Below are 16,118 nucleotides of genomic sequence, written 5' to 3'. Positions count from 1 at the left end.
ATTTTTAGTAGGTTAATGGCGCGCAACTCTTGAAACTGTGACGAATGCCCATACGATTCAGGGTATCTGGACAGTGTTTTGTTAACATTTATGAGGAAGTAAACATTTTATGATGCGTATAGCTCTGTTCCTGCTCACCAACCTGGCGGTGATGTTGGTTTTCGGGCTGGTGCTCAGCCTGACAGGAATCCAATCCAGTAGCGTTCAGGGCCTGATGATCATGGCCGGTCTGTTCGGCTTCGGCGGCGCTTTCGTGTCGTTGCTGATGTCCAAATGGATGGCGCTGCGCTCCGTAGGCGGGGAAGTGATTGAACAGCCGCGTAACGAAACCGAAAACTGGCTGCTGGAAACGGTGCGCCGTCAATCGCAGCAGGCGGGCATCGCCATGCCGCAGGTCGCTATCTACCACGCGCCGGACATCAACGCCTTCGCCACCGGCGCACGCCGCGACGCTTCGCTGGTCGCCGTCAGCACCGGCCTGCTGCAGAGCATGAGCCGCGACGAAGCGGAAGCGGTTATCGCGCACGAAATCAGCCACGTCGCCAACGGCGATATGGTGACCATGACCCTGATCCAGGGGATCGTGAACACCTTCGTCATCTTCATTTCGCGCCTGATCGCACAGGTTGCCGCCGGCTTCCTGGGCAACCGCGACGGTGAAGGGGAAGGCAACGGCAACCCGATGATTTACTTCGCCGTGTCGATGGTGCTGGAACTGGTGTTCGGCATCCTGGCGAGCATCATCACCATGTGGTTCTCGCGTCACCGCGAATTCTATGCCGACGCCGGTTCCGCCAAACTGGTGGGCCGCGAGAAGATGATCGCCGCCTTGCAGCGTCTGAAAACCAGCTATGAACCGCAGGAAGCGGGCAGCATGATGGCGTTCTGCATCAACGGCAAATCCAAGTCGTTCAGCGAGCTGTTCATGTCGCACCCGCCGCTCGACAAGCGCATCGAAGCGCTGCGCACCGGTCAGTACCTGAAGTAATCGGCTGAATGAAATGAAAAACCCCGGCTTGCCGGGGTTTTTTTATGGCATGCCTGAACCGCTTTTACAGCGGCGGCGACGGATTCAGCAATGAAATTCGGCAATGAATGGGGTGAGCGCTTCACCAAAGTTTGCGGGCGTTAATGCCGTGCAGCAGCGCCCGAAGTCCCTGAATCCCACCTGCAAACCGCGTCTTTCGGCCTCTCAGCTTGGGCAGGCGCGGTGCCAGATCACCCGGTGAGAGGGCAAGCCGCATCGGGCCCGGTCACGACCGCCTGTTTGGCTTTGGAAGCGCATGTTATATGCTTTGGCACAATGACATTTGTCCCTGAGGCCCTATGAAAATCAACCACCTTCCCTTACTCAACGGTGATGAGGTGCCGGCGCGCCTGGCCGCATTGGCTGGCGGTGTCGCCGATGCGGTTGCGGAATTGTTGAACCGGCATGATGACGATGATGAACCGCCGGTTATTCGCTGGCATTCAGGCGATCTGCGCCTGCCGGCGTTTTTCCCCGCCGAGCACGACGGCCACGATTACGATTACCTGATCGTGGACGGCGATGTGATCGTCGAGGGATGCCTGGCGGTGTCACCGCAGCGAGAGGACGGCGGCATTGTCGTGCTGGGGCGGCTGCAGGCGGATACGCTGATTTGCTGGGGCGGGCTGGTCGTGCGTGACGATGTCCGCATACGCCATGCCTATTGCAGCTCAGGAAACGACGGCGCGTTCGTGGTGGGGGGAGACCTGACCGCGCTCACCCTGGTAGAAACGGGGGAGTTTATCCATGTCCATGGCGATCTCGACGTGCGATGTCTCGCTTCGTTGCAGAACTTCGTTCAGGTTGACGGAGAGACGCGCTGCGACTGCCGCATCGACAGCGCGCAGTCCGAAGATCTGATAAAGCGCATGTTCGCCCCCGGCCTTCTGAAGGCCTTCGAGGGGATGGGTAACGACGGTCAACGCATTGTTGGCTGGTATCCGGATGACGACGCCTATTTAGCCTGTTTACGACAAGGCCGCAGCCCTTTGAGGCGCGGCGACTGACGCCTGGCCTGCATCGCACTCGACGTGGCCCGGCTCAGGCAGGGCACATTGGATTGGGGCCAGGCTCTTTCTATGCCCTCTATTTCACCTCGCGGCTGGGCTGCGCCGTTTGCGTCGTCGGTTGAGTGATGCGCAGGCTGCTGACGGCCGCAGCCAGGGTGGCGAACACCCCAGCCAGGATCAGTGAAGCGTGGGTGCCGGAGGCCGGGAACAGGTTGAACATCAGCGCCACCAGCGCGGCTCCCGAGGTTTGCCCCAGCAGGCGAGCGGTGCCCAGCATGCCGCTGGCGCCGCCGCTGCGGTTGCGCGGCGCGGCTGAGATGATGGTGTGGTTGTTGGGCGACTGGAACAGACCGAAACCGGCGCCGCACAGCACCATGCGCCAGATGATGTCCATATTCGACGGCGCCGCGGGCAGCAGCGCCAGCGAGAACAGCCCGACCGCGAACACCGCCAGTCCAATGCAGCCCAGCAGGCCTGCGTGCACGCGCTCCACCAGCCGGCCGGCGATCGGGGCCATCACCACGATCGCCAGCGGCCACGGCGTCAGCAGCAGCCCGGTCGCCACTTCGTCGCGGCCCAACGCGCTTTGCAGGAAGAACGGCAGCGACACCATCGCCAGCATCTGTGCGGCGAACGAGCAGATTGAGGTGCCCATCGACAGGGCGAAGATCGGAATGCGCAGCAGGTCGACCGGCAGCAGAGGAAATTCCTGGCGCAACTGGCGGCGAACGAACACCGCGCCAATCGCCAGCAGCGCGGCGATCTCGCTGAAGATCAGCGTCAGGCTCTGGCCCTGGGCGAAGCCGCTGATGGCGGTGATCAGCAGGCCGAAGGTCAGCGCGTTCAGCACGGCGCTGGTGGGATCGAAACGGCGGTTATCGCTTTTTTGACCGTTGGCCGGCAGGAATTTCATCCCCAGCAGCAGCGCGACGATGCCGATCGGCAGGTTGATGGCGAACAGCCATTGCCAGGACGCGACCGACAGGATAGCGGCCGCCACCGTCGGCCCGGCCGCCGAGGAGCAGGCGACGATCAGCGAGTTGATGCCCATGCCGCGGCCGAGAAAACGCTGCGGGTAGATGATGCGGATTAGCGCGGTGTTGACGCTCATGATGGCGGCGGCGCCAAAGCCCTGCAGCACGCGGGCGATGGTCAGGGTGAGCAGCGAGTCGGACAGGGCGCAGAACAGCGAGGTGATGCTGAACACCAGCAATCCTGCCTGATAGATGCGGCGATAGCCGACCAGATCGCCGAGCGACGCCAGCGACAGCAAAGAGACGGTGATCGCCAGTTGATAGGCGTTGACCACCCAGATGGAACTGGCCGGACTGGCGTTGAGATCGCGCGCGATGGTGGGCAGCGCCACGTTGGCTATCGCGCCGTCGAGCACGGATACGGTAATGCCGAGGGCGATGGCGAGGATCGCCCCATAGCGTTGCGGGACGGGGAGGCCGTCGGAACAAGGACGCATGCAGGTCTCAGCGGTATTTATTCAGGAGAGTATTATCATGCTAATCATATTCGCCTGCGATTGCATGCCCCTTGTCCGCTTAATTGTAAACGGCGGTGAGCGGCAGGCGGTTATTCATTTGGCTTCAATCGCTTAGCCTTCAGCTGCGTTGCGCGTCGCGATCTGTTCCGATTATACTGAAACCCTTGTTTAAATTTCCTGAAACAAAACCGTTAAGTAGGGTATTCGCCATGGCTAACGCAGATTCAGACAAGCAACCGGATGCCGTCTCATCCGTGATGAAAGTGTTCGGCATTTTGCAGGCGCTCGGCGATGAGCGCGAGATCGGCATTACCGAACTGTCCCAGCGGGTGATGATGTCTAAAAGCACCGTCTACCGATTTCTGCAGACCATGAAAGCGCTGGGTTACGTTTCTCAGGAAGGCGAGACGGAAAAGTATGCGCTGACGCTCAAGCTATTCGAGCTGGGCGCCAAATCGTTGCAGAACGTCGATCTGATCCGCAGCGCCGACGTGCAGATGCGCGAGCTGTCGAATCATACCCGTGAAACCATCCACCTCGGCGCCCTGGACGAGGATGGCATCGTCTACATCCACAAGATCGACGCGATGTACAACCTGCGCATGTATTCGCGCATCGGCCGCCGCAACCCGCTGCACAGCACCGCCATCGGCAAGGTGCTGCTGGCCTGGCGCGAGCGGGATGAGGTGGCGCAGATCCTGTCGCAGATTGAATTTACCCGCAGCACCGAGCATACCCTGACCAGCGCCGCCGAACTGTTGCCGGTGCTGGATCGGGTGCGTGCGCAGGGATACGGCGAAGATGCCGAAGAGCAAGAAGCGGGGATCCGCTGCATCGCGGTACCGGTCTTTGACAGGTTCGGGGGGGCGATCGCCGGGCTGAGCATCTCTTTCCCGACGCTGCGTTTTTCCGAAGCGGCGCGGGAGGAGTATGTGGCGTTGCTGCATGTCGCCGCCCGACGCATTTCCGAACAGCAGGGCTATCACGACTACCCGTTCTGACCTGCGTTTCGATGAGCAAGGCGCCGCCATGGCAGCGCCTTGCTGTTATTTCGCGCCGGGCGTCAGCCGCTGTGAAATCCGCTCCAACACCAACATCAGCAACAGCGTGGCCGCTACCAGGATCATGGTCAGCGTTGCGCCATTGGCGATGCTGCCGCGATCGGTCAGGCTGAAGATCGTGACCGGCAATGTCGCCCAGCTCGGCGGGTAGATCATCATGGTCGCGCCCAGCTCCCCCATCGACAGCGACAGACTGAGCGCGAAGGCGGAGAGCATGTAGGGGGCGATCATCGGCAGGGTGACGTGGCGCAGGCGGAACAGCGGCGACGCGCCCAGGCTGGCAGCGACGTTCTCGTAGTCGCCAGGCAGCCGGGTCAGCCCGGCCATCACGTTGCCGAAGGTAAAGGCGGAAATCAACACGAAGTGGGCGGCGGGCACGATCAGGAAGGTGCCGTTCATCTGCAGCGGCCCCTGGCTGAACGCCACCAGTATCCCCAAACCGATAGAGACCGAAGGCACCGCGCTGGGAATGAAAAACAGCGTGTCCAGCAGCCGTCGGCCGCGTTCAGGCACGTGGCGCAGGGCCAACGCCGCCCAGGTGCCGCACAACAACGCGAACAGGCTGGCGCTGAAGCCGATAGCCAGACTGGCGACCAGCGCGTCCCAGGAGGCGCCGCTGAAGGCCTGGCGAAAGTGGCTGAGGGTGAAGCCGCTCGGCAGCACGCCGTTCCACTGTTCACTGAGGCTGGACATCAGGATCACCGCCAGCGGCAGGCAGAAGAACAGGGCGAACAGCGTGACCGTCAGCGTGCAGGTCAGGGTGCGGCCGGTGCGAGACCAAATCAACATCGTCAGTTCCTCAGCCCGGCGCGCGCCGCGGCGTAGCGGTAAAGGGAGAACAGCCCGAGCGACAGCGCGATATTCACCACGGCGATCGCGCAGGCGACGGCGTAGTCCGATTCCAGAATCGCTTTGGCGTAGACCATCATCGGCAGTGTGGTGACGCCCTTGGCGCCGATAAACAGCACGATGCCGAACTCATTGGTGGTCAACAACAAACACAGGCTGCCGCCGGCCAGCAAGGCCGGCAGCGCGGCCGGTAAAATCACCTGGCGCACCACCCGTCCCGGCCGGGCGCCGAGGATGCTGGCGGCCTCGAGCTGGCTGCGGTCGATCTGCGACAGCGCCGCCATCAGCGGGCGCATCACCAGCGGGGTAAACACGGTGATTTCCGCCAGGATCACCCCCCAGATGGAGTAAAGAAAATCCACCGGCGGCAGGGTGAAACCAAAGGTCGCCATCAGCGTGCCGTTCAGCAGACCGGCGGAACCGTAGATGAACGTGAAGGCCAGCGTGATGAGGAAGGTCGGCATGGCGATAAAGGTATCGATCACCCGGGCGACCAGACGGCTGCCGGGGAACGGCGTGAACACCAGCAGCAGCGACAGCAGGGTGCCGAGCACCAGGCAGCCGAGCGTCGCCAGCAGCGCGATCTGCAGCGTGTTGAGAAAGGCGCCGACAAAGCGGCGGGATTCGAACACCTGCTGCAGCGCAGCGGCGCTGAACAGCCCCTGGTCATCGGTAAACGCCTGTTTGACGATCAGCGCCAACGGGTAGAAAAACAGCGTCGCCAGTACCAGCAGCGGTAACAGGATCCACAGGCGGCGCGGCAAACGCAGCCGCTGGGCCGGGCGAATAAGCGTAGAGTCGGTCATGTCAGTCCTCGATCAGTACCGCATCGTCGGGGGCGAAATAGAGCGGCACCCGTTCGCCGATCTGCGGCATCCGGCTGCGATGGGTGGTGACCACGCGCAGCGGGTGGCCTTGCGCGTCGAACTGCAGGTGCGTCAGTTCACCCTGCCAATGAATATCGCGTAGCGTGCCGATAAGGCAGTTGCTGCGCTGGGCGTCGGCATCGAGCGCAATGTGCTGTGGCCGGATGCACAGCAGCTTGTCGAAGCCGCGTTGTGCGCCATAAGTGAAACAGCCGATCACTTTGCCGGCGCAGCTGACGGTGGTCATGCCTTGCTGCGCGGTAGTCTCCAGGGCGGTAGCCGGCAGCAGGTTGGCGCGGCCGAGGAACTCGGCGGCGAAGCGGTTCGTCGGATGATGATACAGCGCGCGGGTTTCGCCGTGGGCGATCAGATGGCCGTCGCGCATGATGCCGATCTTGTCCGCCAGCGTCAGCGCTTCGCCCTGATCGTGGGTGACGTACAGGATGGTCAGATCCGGCAGCTCGCGGTGCAGGCGGGCTATCTCTTCCACCATGCTGTGGCGGATTTGCGCGTCCAGCGCCGACAGCGGCTCATCCAGCAGCAGCACCTTGGGGCGCACCGCAATGGCGCGGGCGATCGCCACCCGCTGCTGTTGGCCGCCGGAAAGCTGGCTGGGATAGCGCCTGGCGTAGGCGGACATGCCGACGATGGCCAACGCTTCTTCGACGCGCTCGGCGGTCAGGCCGCGCGGCTTGCCCTGGGCGCGCAGGCCGAACGCCACATTGTCTTCGACGCGCATATGCGGAAACAGCGCATAGTTCTGCACCACCATGCCCAGGCCGCGTTCATAGGGCGGCACGTCGGTGACATCGATATCGCCGATGGCGATGCGTCCGGCGGACGGCTGCACGAAACCGGCAATCGCTCGCAGTACGGTGGTTTTGCCCGAGCCGGAGGGGCCGATCAGCGCCAGCACTTCGCCGGGCGCGATGGTGAGCGTCAGGGGTTTCAGCACTTCGGTGCCGCGGTACGACACGCTGACACGGTCGAGCTGAATGCCCGACGGCCCGGCGATGTCCCGGCTGTTATCCCGCGCCTCAGCGCGGGAAGCGAGAAGATAAGGCATGGTCAGCGTCATTCTGTCACCTTGTGCCAGCGGGAAATGTCGGCGGACAGGCTGCTCACCACCTGATTCCAGTCCGGCGTCCAGATATCCACGCCCTGCAGCGCAGCCTGCGACTGCCTGAAGTTATCGTCGGTCGGGGTCACGTCTTTACGCACCGGCATGCCGTAGGAAATGGCGCTGACGCTGCTCTGCGCCTCTTTGCTCAGCAGGAAATCGATCAGCTTTTTGCCGTTGGCGCTTTGCGGCGCGCCTTGCACCAGGCCGATGTAGTAAGGCAGCGCCAGCGTGCTGCGCTTGCCGTCCGGCCCGGCCGGCCAGAACACCTTCACGTTCGGGTTGCTGCGCATCTGCGTCAGGTTCATCTGCAGATCGCCGTTGGCCACCAGCAGCTCCCCTTTATTGACCAGCGCGGTCAGCTTGCCGGTGGAGGCGGAAGGGCCGACGTTGTTGCTTTGCAGCTTGCCGAGGTAGTCGAAACCGGCGTCTTTGCCGCCGAAGCTGTGGAACGCCTGCAGCATCACCGCAGTGCCGTCCCCCGCCTGGCCCGGCGTGGAGTACTGCAGCTTATTGCGGAACTGCGCGTCCAGCAGCTGTTGGTAGCTGGCGGGCGCCTGCGGCAGCAGTTTGGCGTTATAGATGAAGCTCAGGTAGTTGTTCACCAGCGGCACGAACTGCGGCTGCGCATCGGCGATTTGCGCGGCCGCCTGCGGGGTAAAGTCCTGCAGCAGTTTTTCCGCCGCCGCGCGTTGAATGAACGGCGGCAGCGTCACCAGCACGTCGGCCTGCGGGTTGCTGCGCTCTTTCGACAGGCGTTCCACGATGGCGCCGGAGCCGCCTTCGACGTACTGCACCTTGACGCCGGTCGCCTGGGTGAAGGCGTCGAACTGGGTTTGATACCAGCTGTGATCGCCGTCGTGCAAACCATCGGCGGAGTAGACGGTCACCACCGCCTCGGCGGCCCAGAGCGGCGCGGAGCCGAGTGCGATGGCGGTCATCACGACCAGTCGAGAAAATTTCATAGCTTCAGCCTCACTGTTACGGGTTAATGCGAAACTGGTATACACCAGATATGCGGCCACGCTAATCGGCGAATATGACAAACAAATGAAATCAGCAAAATATCATTGCCGGGAACGGGGAGGACGACGCGGGAGAGAAAGGCGGGCCTGCGTGCGCAGGCCCCGTTGGGCATGGGGTTAAAGCGTATCGACTTCGATGCGCAGGCTGTCGTGGCGCCAGTATTCGATATCGAAATCGAGGATGCGGCCGTGCTGATCGTAATTCAAGCGGCGCAACAGCAGCGCGGGCAGGCCGACCATGGCACCCAGCGCGTTGGCGGCGCGATAAGGCAGGGCGGTCGGGTAGAACGACAGGTGCATGTTGCTGTAAATCAAATCGTAATGCTGCTGATAAACCTCGGTCAGGCTGCCGTTGAGATCGTGGCTGAGCAGTTCCGGCACCCGTTGCGGCAGGCAGTGGTTCTCGCAATAGCAGATGGCGCGGCCGTCGGCATAGCGCACCCGGCGCAGCAGATACACTTGATCGAACGGTTCGAGCGCCAGCGGCTGCATCACGTCGAGCGGCACCGTGGTTTTTTCGCCGGACAGCAGCGCGGTGCGCGGCGTGCGCCCTTGCTCCTGACAGAGACGGTGGAAGTTGGTGTTTTGCGTCGGATCCAGCCACAGCCGCTCCGGCGTGACGAACCAGCCGCGACGATCGGCGCGGTAGATGGCGCCGGTGGCTTCCAACTGCGCCAGGCTCTCGCGGATGGTGACGCGGGTGGTGGAGAAGATGGCGCACAGCTCGCGCTCCGAAGGCAGCTTGTCGCCGGCCTGCAGCGCGCCGCGGGTGATGCGCGCCTGAAGCTGATCCTTGATCTGCAGATAGTGGGGCATATCGCCCGGATGTTCTTTCATTTCATCTCGCTATGGCATCGGCCTGGCATTCCGGCCCGCTTATTATACATAGCCAGATGAATTTTTTGTTTCACCGCGCTTTGCCGTTTGACCTGGGAAGGAATTTGCCGCCACAATCAGCGTAATCTGGTATAGACCAATAGGTGAATAACATGTCCGACCGTAACTACCTGCTGTTGACCCCCGGCCCGTTGACCACGTCGAAAACGGTGAAAGAGGCGATGCTGTATGACAGCTGCACCTGGGATGAAGATTACAACCTCGGGGTGGTGCAGCGCGTTCGCCAACGGTTGGTGGCGCTGGCGACGCCGTCCGCCGGCTATACCTCGGTGCTGCTGCAGGGCAGCGGCAGCTTTGCGGTAGAGGGCGTGCTGGGCACGGTCATCGGCCCGCACGACAAGCTGCTGATCGTCAACAACGGTGCCTACGGGGCGCGGATGATCGAAATGGCGCGGCTGATGGATATCGACCACCACGCGTTCGACTGCGGCGAGGTGAACGAACCGGACGTGGCGGCGATGGAGGCGGTGCTGAAAAGCGATGCGCGCATCAGCCATATCGCCATGGTGCACTGTGAAACCACCACCGGCATGCTCAACCCGCTGCAGAAGGTCGCCGGTCTGGCGGCGCGCAACGGCAAGACCTTTATCGTCGACGCCATGAGCAGCTTCGGCGGTATCCCGCTGGATGTGGACGCGCTGGGCATCGATTTTCTGATCAGCTCCGCCAACAAATGCATTCAGGGCGTGCCGGGCTTTGCTTTCGTCATCGCCCGCCGCAGCGAACTGGAGAAATGCGCCGGCCGTTCGCGCTCGCTGTCGCTGGATTTGTATGCCCAGTGGCGCTGTATGGAAGACCAGGCCGGCAAATGGCGCTTTACGTCGCCCACTCACACCGTGCTGGCCTTCGCGCAGGCGCTGAAAGAGCTGGAACAAGAGGGCGGCATTGCCGCGCGTCACAACCGCTATCACGCCAATCAGCGTCGGCTGGTGGCGGGCATGCGTGAACTGGGCTTTGAGACCCTGCTGGAGGATGCGCTGCATTCGCCGATCATCACGGCGTTCTATTCGCCGAAGGCCGACACTTACCGCTTCGCCGAGTTTTATCAGCGCCTGAAGCAGCAGGGCTTCGTGATTTATCCCGGCAAAGTGTCGCAGAGCGACTGCTTCCGCATCGGTAACATCGGCGAAATTTTTCCGCAGGATATCGAACGTTTGCTGGCGGCCGTCGGGCAGGCGATGTACTGGAATCAATAAGGATTGACCATGAAACAGATCAACGCCGTAATCCTCGACTGGGCCGGCACCACGGTGGACTTCGGCTCCTTTGCGCCGACGCAGATTTTCGTCGAGGCGTTCAAACGCACTTTCGATATCGATATCAGCCTGGCGGAAGCGCGCATTCCGATGGGGCTCGGCAAATGGCAACACATCGAGGCGCTGGGCAAGTTGCCGGCGGTTGACGCGCGCTGGCGGCAGAAGCTGGGCCGCTCGATGAATCACCAGGATATCGACGCGCTGTATCAAGCGTTTATGCCGCTGCAAATCGCCAAAGTGGTCGACTTCGCCGATCCCATCGAGGGCGTGCCGCAGGTGATTGCCGCTTTGCGCGAGCTGGGGATTAAAATCGGTTCCTGCTCAGGTTATCCGCGCGCGGTGATGGAAGTGCTGGCGCCTGCCGCTGCGCAGCGCGGCTACGCGCCGGATTACTGGGTCGCCACCGACGATCTCGCGGCCGGCGGGCGACCGGGGCCGTGGATGGCGTTGCAAAACGTGATTGCGCTTGGCATTGATGCGGTGGCGCACTGTGTGAAGGTGGATGACGCGGTGCCGGGCATTGCCGAAGGGCTGAACGCCGGGATGTGGAGCGTCGGGCTGGCGCTGTCCGGCAACGAGTTCGGCGCCACCTGGCAGGAGTATCGCCAAATGCCGCAAGGGGAGATCGAGCGCCGTCGCACGGCCGCCGCCGATAAGCTGTACGCGGCGGGCGCGCACTATGTGATAGACACGCTGGCGCAATTGCCGGGTGTGATCGCCGATATCAACCGGCGGCTGGCGAACGGCGAGCGGCCGTAACGACCGAACGCAGGGCATAAAAAAACCGGGGATCATCCCCGGTTTTTTCGTTCGCGAAAGGCGTTAACGGTGAGCCAATTCGACTTCGTCTTCGCTGTCCATCACGGCTTTGTCGGTTTGCTTCATCAGTTGGCTGGTGATGGTGCCCGCCGCCATGGAACCGTTGACGTTCAGCGCGGTACGGCCCATGTCGATCAGCGGTTCGACCGAGATCAGCAGCGCAACCAGCGTCACCGGCAGGCCCATCGCCGGCAGCACGATCAGCGCGGCGAAGGTGGCGCCGCCGCCCACGCCCGCCACGCCGGCGGAGCTGAGGGTGACGATGCCGACCAGAGTGGCGATCCACACCGGATCCAGCGGGTTGATGCCGACGGTCGGCGCAACCATCACCGCCAGCATCGCCGGGTAGAGGCCCGCACAGCCGTTCTGGCCGATGGTGGCACCGAACGACGCCGAGAAGCTGGCGATGGATTCCGGCACGCCCAGGCGACGGGTCTGCGCTTCCACGTTCAATGGAATGCTGGCGGCGCTCGAGCGGCTGGTGAACGCGAAGGTGATCACCGGCCACACCTTGCGGAAGAACTTCAGCGGGTTAACGCCGGTGAAGGCCAGCAGGACAGCGTGAACCACAAACATGATGGCCAGGCCGATGTACGAGGCCACCACGAAGCTGCCGAGCTTGACGATATCGTGAATGTTGGAACCGGCGACCACTTTGGTCATCAGCGCCAGCACGCCGTACGGCGTCAGCTTCATGACCAGACGCACCAGCTTCATCACCCAAGCCTGCAGGGTGTCGATAGCCACCAGCACGCGCTCGCCTTTCGGCTTGTCGTCTTTCAGCAGCTGCAGCGCCGCCACGCCGAGGAAGGTGGCGAAAATCACCACGCTGATGATCGAGGTCGGGCTGGCGCCGGTCAGATCGGCGAACGGGTTTTTCGGGATGAACGACAGCACCATCTGCGGCACGGTCAGATCGGCCAGTTTACCCACGTAGTTGGTCTGGATGGCCGTCAGGCGCGCGCTTTCCTGCGCCCCCTGCACCAGGCCTTCGGCGGTCAGGCCGAACAGGTTGGTGACCAGCACGCCCACCAGCGCCGAGATCAGCGTGGTGAACAGCAGCGTGCCGATTGTCAGAACGCTGATTTTACCCAGAGAAGAGGCGTTATGCAGTTTGGCGACCGCGCTCAGGATCGAGGCAAACACCAGCGGCATGACGATCATTTGCAGCAGTTGCACATAGCCGTTGCCGACGATGTTGAACCAGCTGATGGATTCTTTCAGCACCGGGTTGTCGGAGCCGTACACCAGCTGCAGGCCCAGACCGAACACCACGCCGACCACCAGGCCGACCAGCACTTTTTTCGCCAGGCTCCATTGCTTGTGGCGGGTTTGCGCCAGCAGCAAAAGGAGCGCGACAAACACCAGCACGTTAATCACGAGCGGAAGATTCATCCCCAATGTCTCCAATAATCTTTCTTATAAAAACGACTACGCATCACGTATGTCGCGATGTAAATATCGTAACAGTTTGCTGAGGGGCTCACTTATATCCAAATGGAATTTAATATAGCTTTTTGTGTGATTTTGTTCGTTTTATATACGCATGGGTGATGTATTGAGCGACTTTTTGTGATCAGAGTCTGATATTTCTGATTTGCTCTACGTAGGATTGCACCGGGAGGGTGAAATCACCTTGCCAGCAGATGGCAAACGCCACCAGGCAGAGGCACAGCACGCGTTCCAACTGATTGCCTTTTTGCGAGTTGAGCAGCGGCAGGCGAAAACGCCAGCGGCACGGCCACAGCAGCGGCACGCCGGCGGGCGTGAGCATGTCGGCCAGCAGATGGCTGAAGTAACCGATGATCATGGCGTGCAGCGCGTCGGCCGGGATCGGCCAACTGCGCGGCACATCAAGCTGAAACAGCGCCATGCCGCCGGCGATCGCCAGTAGGCTGTGGGTGAAACCGCGGTGGCCGAAAGCGCGGGCGATGGGAATGGCGATCCAGCGCAGACGCTGGCCCAGCACCGACTTGGGGTGATCGATGTCCGGCAGCAGTGAGGTCAGCAGCGCGGCGGGTATGATGTGCCACCAGTCGCCGGTAGCCAGCTCTGGCGTCACTTCCGCCTTCTTGGCGAAGATCGCGCAAGCGACAGAGAATATAAGGTGTCCTTCCGCGGTCATGCTGTTGCGATTCCGACTGGTAAACTGTTAATTTATCCAGTATATGGGAAAATTCCCAGTAGTGGAAGCAGTTACCCTGTAACCAATTGTTTATTTTTCCCTGTTTTACAACGGCTTGTTACGGCAATGGGTAACAAAGCATCGATTTTGACGGGCGAGAACAAAAAGCGGGCGATGGGGGGGTATGGCGGTGAGAAAAAAGGACGGTTGCTCGGCGTGTGGCGGGAGGAAGCGGCGGCCTTGAATCGCGCTGCGTGGCAGTGACAACGCGCCGCGGGCCGTCGCTTTCCCTGCCATGCAGCATAATGAGAACGTCATGCCAATTCAATAAAATGAAACGGCGTTTCGTTTATTTTGCGGTGCGGATCCCTTTTATGACGCAGAGCGGCAAACCCAGGGCGCCGATGGCCGGCGCCGCAGGTCAGGCAAAGTGGGCGGCGGTGAGCTGTTCCAGGGTGTCCAGCTTGTGGTCCGCCAGCGCCCAGCGCGGATCGTGACGGTATTCGGCCGCCGGGATCACGATGGAACGCATGCGTGCGGCCTTGGTGGCGATCATGCCGTTAAACGAGTCTTCCAGCGTGATGCAGCGCAGCGGATCGCTGCCCAGGCGTTCGGCGGCGATCAGGTAGACCTCCGGGTGCGGCTTGCTGTACGGCAGGTATTCGGCGGAAACCAATTGATCAAAGTAGCCTTCAAGCTCGAACATCTTCAGCACCTGCCGTTGCATGTGCAGCGGCGAGGCGGAGGCGAGACCGATGTTCAGCCCCTGGCTGCGACACAGCTCCAGCGCCTGCTGAACGCCCGGCAGCAGCGGGCGCGTCTCGTGCACCAGCTCGATGGCGCGCTCGATAATCCGCGCCGACACCTCATCAAGTGAAACCCCTTGCCACGGCATCGCCTGATACCACATCTTCACCACCAGATCGATGCGCAGCCCCAGCGTGTCCGGCAGCTTGTGACGGTCGGACAGATCCAAACCCAGCGCGCCGAAGATATCCAACTCAGCCTGCAGCCACAGCGGTTCCGAGTCGATCAACAAGCCGTCCATATCAAAAATTGCGGTTTCAATGCGTTGCGAATAAGCCATTAACGGTTAACTCCTACCGGCGCGGGTGAATGTGCCCGACACTTTATCATCGCCGGTGACGAGACTAAAACCTTTGCCTGCGCGTTTGGCTTTTGCCAAAACGCAGGATATTCCACACCTCGCGCAATTTTAGCCACCAGCGCTGGTGTTGACGCTCGGTGACCTGTTGCAACATGCGCGCATAGTCCAGCACCAACCCCGGCGTCCAGGTCATGCTTTCACCGCGGCTGCGCAGTACCGCCAGCATCCACAGGTTGGGATCGAGCACCAGCAGCAGAAAACGGCGCCACAGATGTTTATCGCCCAGCACGCCTTCCAACGCGCTGTCGAGCGCGCCGATGACCGTGGTGGAGCAGTTGCGCCGGGTCAGATTGTAGGTGGCGTCCTGCCGATAACGCAGCCAGAATGCGCGCAGCGCCGCCGGGTTATAGCGGTAGAATTGAATTTTCTTGTCCGGTGGGCACCAGGCGGCGATCTCGCCCGCCAGATCGGGCAGGAAACGCCCGTCGACGTTGTTCTGTTCGCCGGCATGCAACAACTGGCGGAAATCCTGAACGGAATGGCTGATGTCGTTGAGCGGGTAGTGACTGATATACACATCCGGCGCGAGCGCCAGGGCGGCGTGACCGGTGGAGATATTGCCGCCGCCGTCGACCGCCGCGATGTATCGGTCGACGATGTAACGCCGGCGCGGATCTTTAGCCGCACCAATCGGTGTCCAGACATACACCGTGAGCGGCGCAGTCTCATCCGCCGCCTGCGGCGGCTGCCGCGCGGGGTGCTGATTCAGAGAGAAGCTTGCCAGTCTCCGGGCGATACGCAATAAGGCCCAGCCGGAAAGCACCATCATCACGCCGAGGCAAAAGGGCACCGTCATCCGATGCGGCGCCGGCCAGCCGACAAAAATCATCAACGAAAGCAGGATCTCGCCGCCGCCCGCCAGCGCCACGCCTTTCCATCGACTGTGTTGAATCACCGTGGAGGAGGCGATGCGCACGGCGCCGTCAAGCAGCAGCGCGCTGCCAAACACCACGGTAGCGACGATGTTATCGTCTGCAGGCACGTCCAGCATTAAAAAGGCCATAAAGACAAAACCCAATCCTTTCAGCAGCACTGGCCTGCTGGCCGAAGAGCCGATCACCAGCGCGGCGGATACCGCCACCAACCCCTCCAGCGCCAGGATGACCGCCAGCGCATCCAGCGCCAGCACCGACCGGCCATCCTGCAGGATGTCGAACAGCATCAGCGCCCCTGCGGCTATCCACAGCCAACCGAACAGCACCAGCAGACGGCGCTGACCGTGCAGCGCCTGCGCGCCCAGCAATAAGATAATCAGTCGAATCATGGCGGCCTCTGCCCGAATGGATAACGTTATCTCTTCAATGATAGTGTGCCGGCGCGGTTAAGTTTTTGATTTCGACTAATTCGGCTAAGCTTGTAGCACAGCGGGAGTGAAGAAAACGGTGGGCGAGTTTCGCCAACAG

The 16,118-nt window shown here is 61.6% G+C and carries 16 protein-coding genes; 6 read left to right on the top strand and 10 right to left on the bottom strand.

The window, feature by feature from the left end:
* Window positions 1–109 precede the first annotated feature (109 nt).
* Together htpX and IMX17_RS07660 are read left to right on the top strand one after the other, a co-directional pair.
* Window positions 110–988, top strand: coding sequence for a protease HtpX (htpX, locus tag IMX17_RS07665; RefSeq protein WP_033652481.1), 879 nt, complete (start codon window positions 110–112; stop codon window positions 986–988).
* A 338-nt stretch (window positions 989–1,326) separates the two neighbouring features.
* The gene (locus IMX17_RS07660) at window positions 1,327–2,034 is read left to right on the top strand and encodes a hypothetical protein (protein ID WP_182264586.1); all 708 of its coding nucleotides are present in this window, start codon (window positions 1,327–1,329) and stop codon (window positions 2,032–2,034) included.
* 79 nt (window positions 2,035–2,113) lie between these two features.
* Here the strand turns inward: IMX17_RS07660 and IMX17_RS07655 are convergent, their stop codons facing one another.
* Window positions 2,114–3,508, bottom strand: a complete 1,395-nt coding sequence (locus tag IMX17_RS07655) for an MFS transporter (RefSeq protein ID WP_182264585.1) — start codon at window positions 3,506–3,508, stop codon at window positions 2,114–2,116.
* 230 nt (window positions 3,509–3,738) lie between these two features.
* Between IMX17_RS07655 and kdgR the strand changes: the two genes are divergently transcribed.
* Complete coding sequence (gene kdgR / locus IMX17_RS07650) at window positions 3,739–4,530, top strand: DNA-binding transcriptional regulator KdgR (RefSeq protein ID WP_193549570.1); 792 nt, start codon at window positions 3,739–3,741, stop codon at window positions 4,528–4,530.
* A 45-nt stretch (window positions 4,531–4,575) separates the two neighbouring features.
* Here the strand turns inward: kdgR and IMX17_RS07645 are convergent, their stop codons facing one another.
* From IMX17_RS07645 to phnR, 5 genes are all read right to left on the bottom strand, one after another.
* On the bottom strand, window positions 4,576–5,379 hold the full coding sequence (locus IMX17_RS07645; protein ID WP_193549569.1) for an ABC transporter permease: 804 nt from the start codon (window positions 5,377–5,379) through the stop codon (window positions 4,576–4,578).
* Between the two features lie 2 nt (window positions 5,380–5,381).
* Window positions 5,382–6,245 carry a 2-aminoethylphosphonate ABC transporter permease subunit gene (phnU, locus tag IMX17_RS07640; RefSeq protein WP_182264583.1) on the bottom strand — a complete coding sequence of 288 codons (864 nt, stop codon included), beginning with the start codon at window positions 6,243–6,245 and terminating at the stop codon, window positions 5,382–5,384.
* Between the two features lies 1 nt (window position 6,246).
* Window positions 6,247–7,371, bottom strand: a complete 1,125-nt coding sequence (gene phnT / locus IMX17_RS07635) for a 2-aminoethylphosphonate ABC transport system ATP-binding subunit PhnT (RefSeq protein WP_227414524.1) — start codon at window positions 7,369–7,371, stop codon at window positions 6,247–6,249.
* A gap of 8 nt (window positions 7,372–7,379) precedes the next feature.
* The gene (locus IMX17_RS07630; RefSeq protein WP_182264581.1) at window positions 7,380–8,390 is read right to left on the bottom strand and encodes a 2-aminoethylphosphonate ABC transporter substrate-binding protein; all 1,011 of its coding nucleotides are present in this window, start codon (window positions 8,388–8,390) and stop codon (window positions 7,380–7,382) included.
* A 177-nt stretch (window positions 8,391–8,567) separates the two neighbouring features.
* A complete protein-coding gene (gene phnR, locus IMX17_RS07625) occupies window positions 8,568–9,287 on the bottom strand; it encodes a phosphonate utilization transcriptional regulator PhnR (protein ID WP_069100110.1) in 720 nt (239 codons plus the stop codon).
* A 152-nt stretch (window positions 9,288–9,439) separates the two neighbouring features.
* On the opposite strand from phnR, the gene phnW reads away from it, so the two are divergent.
* Together phnW and phnX are read left to right on the top strand one after the other, a co-directional pair.
* Window positions 9,440–10,543 (top strand): 2-aminoethylphosphonate--pyruvate transaminase, encoded by a 1,104-nt coding sequence (gene phnW / locus IMX17_RS07620; RefSeq protein ID WP_182264580.1) that lies wholly within the window; start codon window positions 9,440–9,442, stop codon window positions 10,541–10,543.
* Window positions 10,544–10,552: 9 nt separating this feature from the next.
* Complete coding sequence (phnX, locus tag IMX17_RS07615; protein WP_182264579.1) at window positions 10,553–11,362, top strand: phosphonoacetaldehyde hydrolase; 810 nt, start codon at window positions 10,553–10,555, stop codon at window positions 11,360–11,362.
* Window positions 11,363–11,425: 63 nt separating this feature from the next.
* On the opposite strand, the gene IMX17_RS07610 is transcribed toward phnX, so the two are convergent.
* Together IMX17_RS07610 and IMX17_RS07605 are read right to left on the bottom strand one after the other, a co-directional pair.
* The gene (locus tag IMX17_RS07610; RefSeq protein WP_182264578.1) at window positions 11,426–12,817 is read right to left on the bottom strand and encodes an L-cystine transporter; all 1,392 of its coding nucleotides are present in this window, start codon (window positions 12,815–12,817) and stop codon (window positions 11,426–11,428) included.
* A gap of 181 nt (window positions 12,818–12,998) precedes the next feature.
* Window positions 12,999–13,547, bottom strand: a complete 549-nt coding sequence (locus tag IMX17_RS07605; RefSeq protein WP_033642861.1) for a metal-dependent hydrolase — start codon at window positions 13,545–13,547, stop codon at window positions 12,999–13,001.
* Between the two features lie 126 nt (window positions 13,548–13,673).
* Here IMX17_RS07605 and IMX17_RS07600 point away from each other — a divergent pair, with 126 nt between their 5' ends.
* Window positions 13,674–13,811 (top strand): hypothetical protein, encoded by a 138-nt coding sequence (locus tag IMX17_RS07600; RefSeq protein WP_193549567.1) that lies wholly within the window; start codon window positions 13,674–13,676, stop codon window positions 13,809–13,811.
* A 157-nt stretch (window positions 13,812–13,968) separates the two neighbouring features.
* Here IMX17_RS07600 and hxpB read toward each other — a convergent pair whose 3' ends face one another.
* Both hxpB and IMX17_RS07590 read right to left on the bottom strand, forming a co-directional pair.
* The gene (gene hxpB, locus IMX17_RS07595; RefSeq protein WP_046898526.1) at window positions 13,969–14,634 is read right to left on the bottom strand and encodes a hexitol phosphatase HxpB; all 666 of its coding nucleotides are present in this window, start codon (window positions 14,632–14,634) and stop codon (window positions 13,969–13,971) included.
* A 64-nt stretch (window positions 14,635–14,698) separates the two neighbouring features.
* On the bottom strand, window positions 14,699–15,979 hold the full coding sequence (locus IMX17_RS07590) for an HdeD family acid-resistance protein (RefSeq protein ID WP_046898525.1): 1,281 nt from the start codon (window positions 15,977–15,979) through the stop codon (window positions 14,699–14,701).
* Window positions 15,980–16,118: the final 139 nt, after the last annotated feature.

The sequence above is a fragment of the Serratia sp. X3 genome, assembly GCF_014982455.1.
Lineage (GTDB): Bacteria > Pseudomonadota > Gammaproteobacteria > Enterobacterales > Enterobacteriaceae > Serratia > Serratia ureilytica.
The sequence above is the reverse complement of the archived record's forward strand: the minus strand, read 5'-3'. Positions and strand labels throughout refer to the sequence as shown.

Bases quoted from the DNA above. Each gene is read 5' to 3' on its own strand.
- phnR (WP_069100110.1), bottom strand. From the start codon at position 9,287: ATGAAAGAACATCCGGGCGATATGCCCCACTATCTGCAGATCAAGGAT.
- IMX17_RS07605 (WP_033642861.1), bottom strand. From the start codon at position 13,547: ATGACCGCGGAAGGACACCTTATATTCTCTGTCGCTTGCGCGATCTTC.
- IMX17_RS07590 (WP_046898525.1), bottom strand. From the start codon at position 15,979: ATGATTCGACTGATTATCTTATTGCTGGGCGCGCAGGCGCTGCACGGT.
- phnX (WP_182264579.1), top strand. From the start codon at position 10,553: ATGAAACAGATCAACGCCGTAATCCTCGACTGGGCCGGCACCACGGTG.
- IMX17_RS07600 (WP_193549567.1), top strand. From the start codon at position 13,674: ATGGGTAACAAAGCATCGATTTTGACGGGCGAGAACAAAAAGCGGGCG.
- IMX17_RS07655 (WP_182264585.1), bottom strand. From the start codon at position 3,508: ATGCGTCCTTGTTCCGACGGCCTCCCCGTCCCGCAACGCTATGGGGCG.
- IMX17_RS07660 (WP_182264586.1), top strand. From the start codon at position 1,327: ATGAAAATCAACCACCTTCCCTTACTCAACGGTGATGAGGTGCCGGCG.
- IMX17_RS07645 (WP_193549569.1), bottom strand. From the start codon at position 5,379: ATGTTGATTTGGTCTCGCACCGGCCGCACCCTGACCTGCACGCTGACG.
- phnW (WP_182264580.1), top strand. From the start codon at position 9,440: ATGTCCGACCGTAACTACCTGCTGTTGACCCCCGGCCCGTTGACCACG.
- IMX17_RS07630 (WP_182264581.1), bottom strand. From the start codon at position 8,390: ATGAAATTTTCTCGACTGGTCGTGATGACCGCCATCGCACTCGGCTCC.
- IMX17_RS07610 (WP_182264578.1), bottom strand. From the start codon at position 12,817: ATGAATCTTCCGCTCGTGATTAACGTGCTGGTGTTTGTCGCGCTCCTT.
- kdgR (WP_193549570.1), top strand. From the start codon at position 3,739: ATGGCTAACGCAGATTCAGACAAGCAACCGGATGCCGTCTCATCCGTG.
- htpX (WP_033652481.1), top strand. From the start codon at position 110: ATGATGCGTATAGCTCTGTTCCTGCTCACCAACCTGGCGGTGATGTTG.
- phnT (WP_227414524.1), bottom strand. From the start codon at position 7,371: ATGCCTTATCTTCTCGCTTCCCGCGCTGAGGCGCGGGATAACAGCCGG.
- phnU (WP_182264583.1), bottom strand. From the start codon at position 6,245: ATGACCGACTCTACGCTTATTCGCCCGGCCCAGCGGCTGCGTTTGCCG.
- hxpB (WP_046898526.1), bottom strand. From the start codon at position 14,634: ATGGCTTATTCGCAACGCATTGAAACCGCAATTTTTGATATGGACGGC.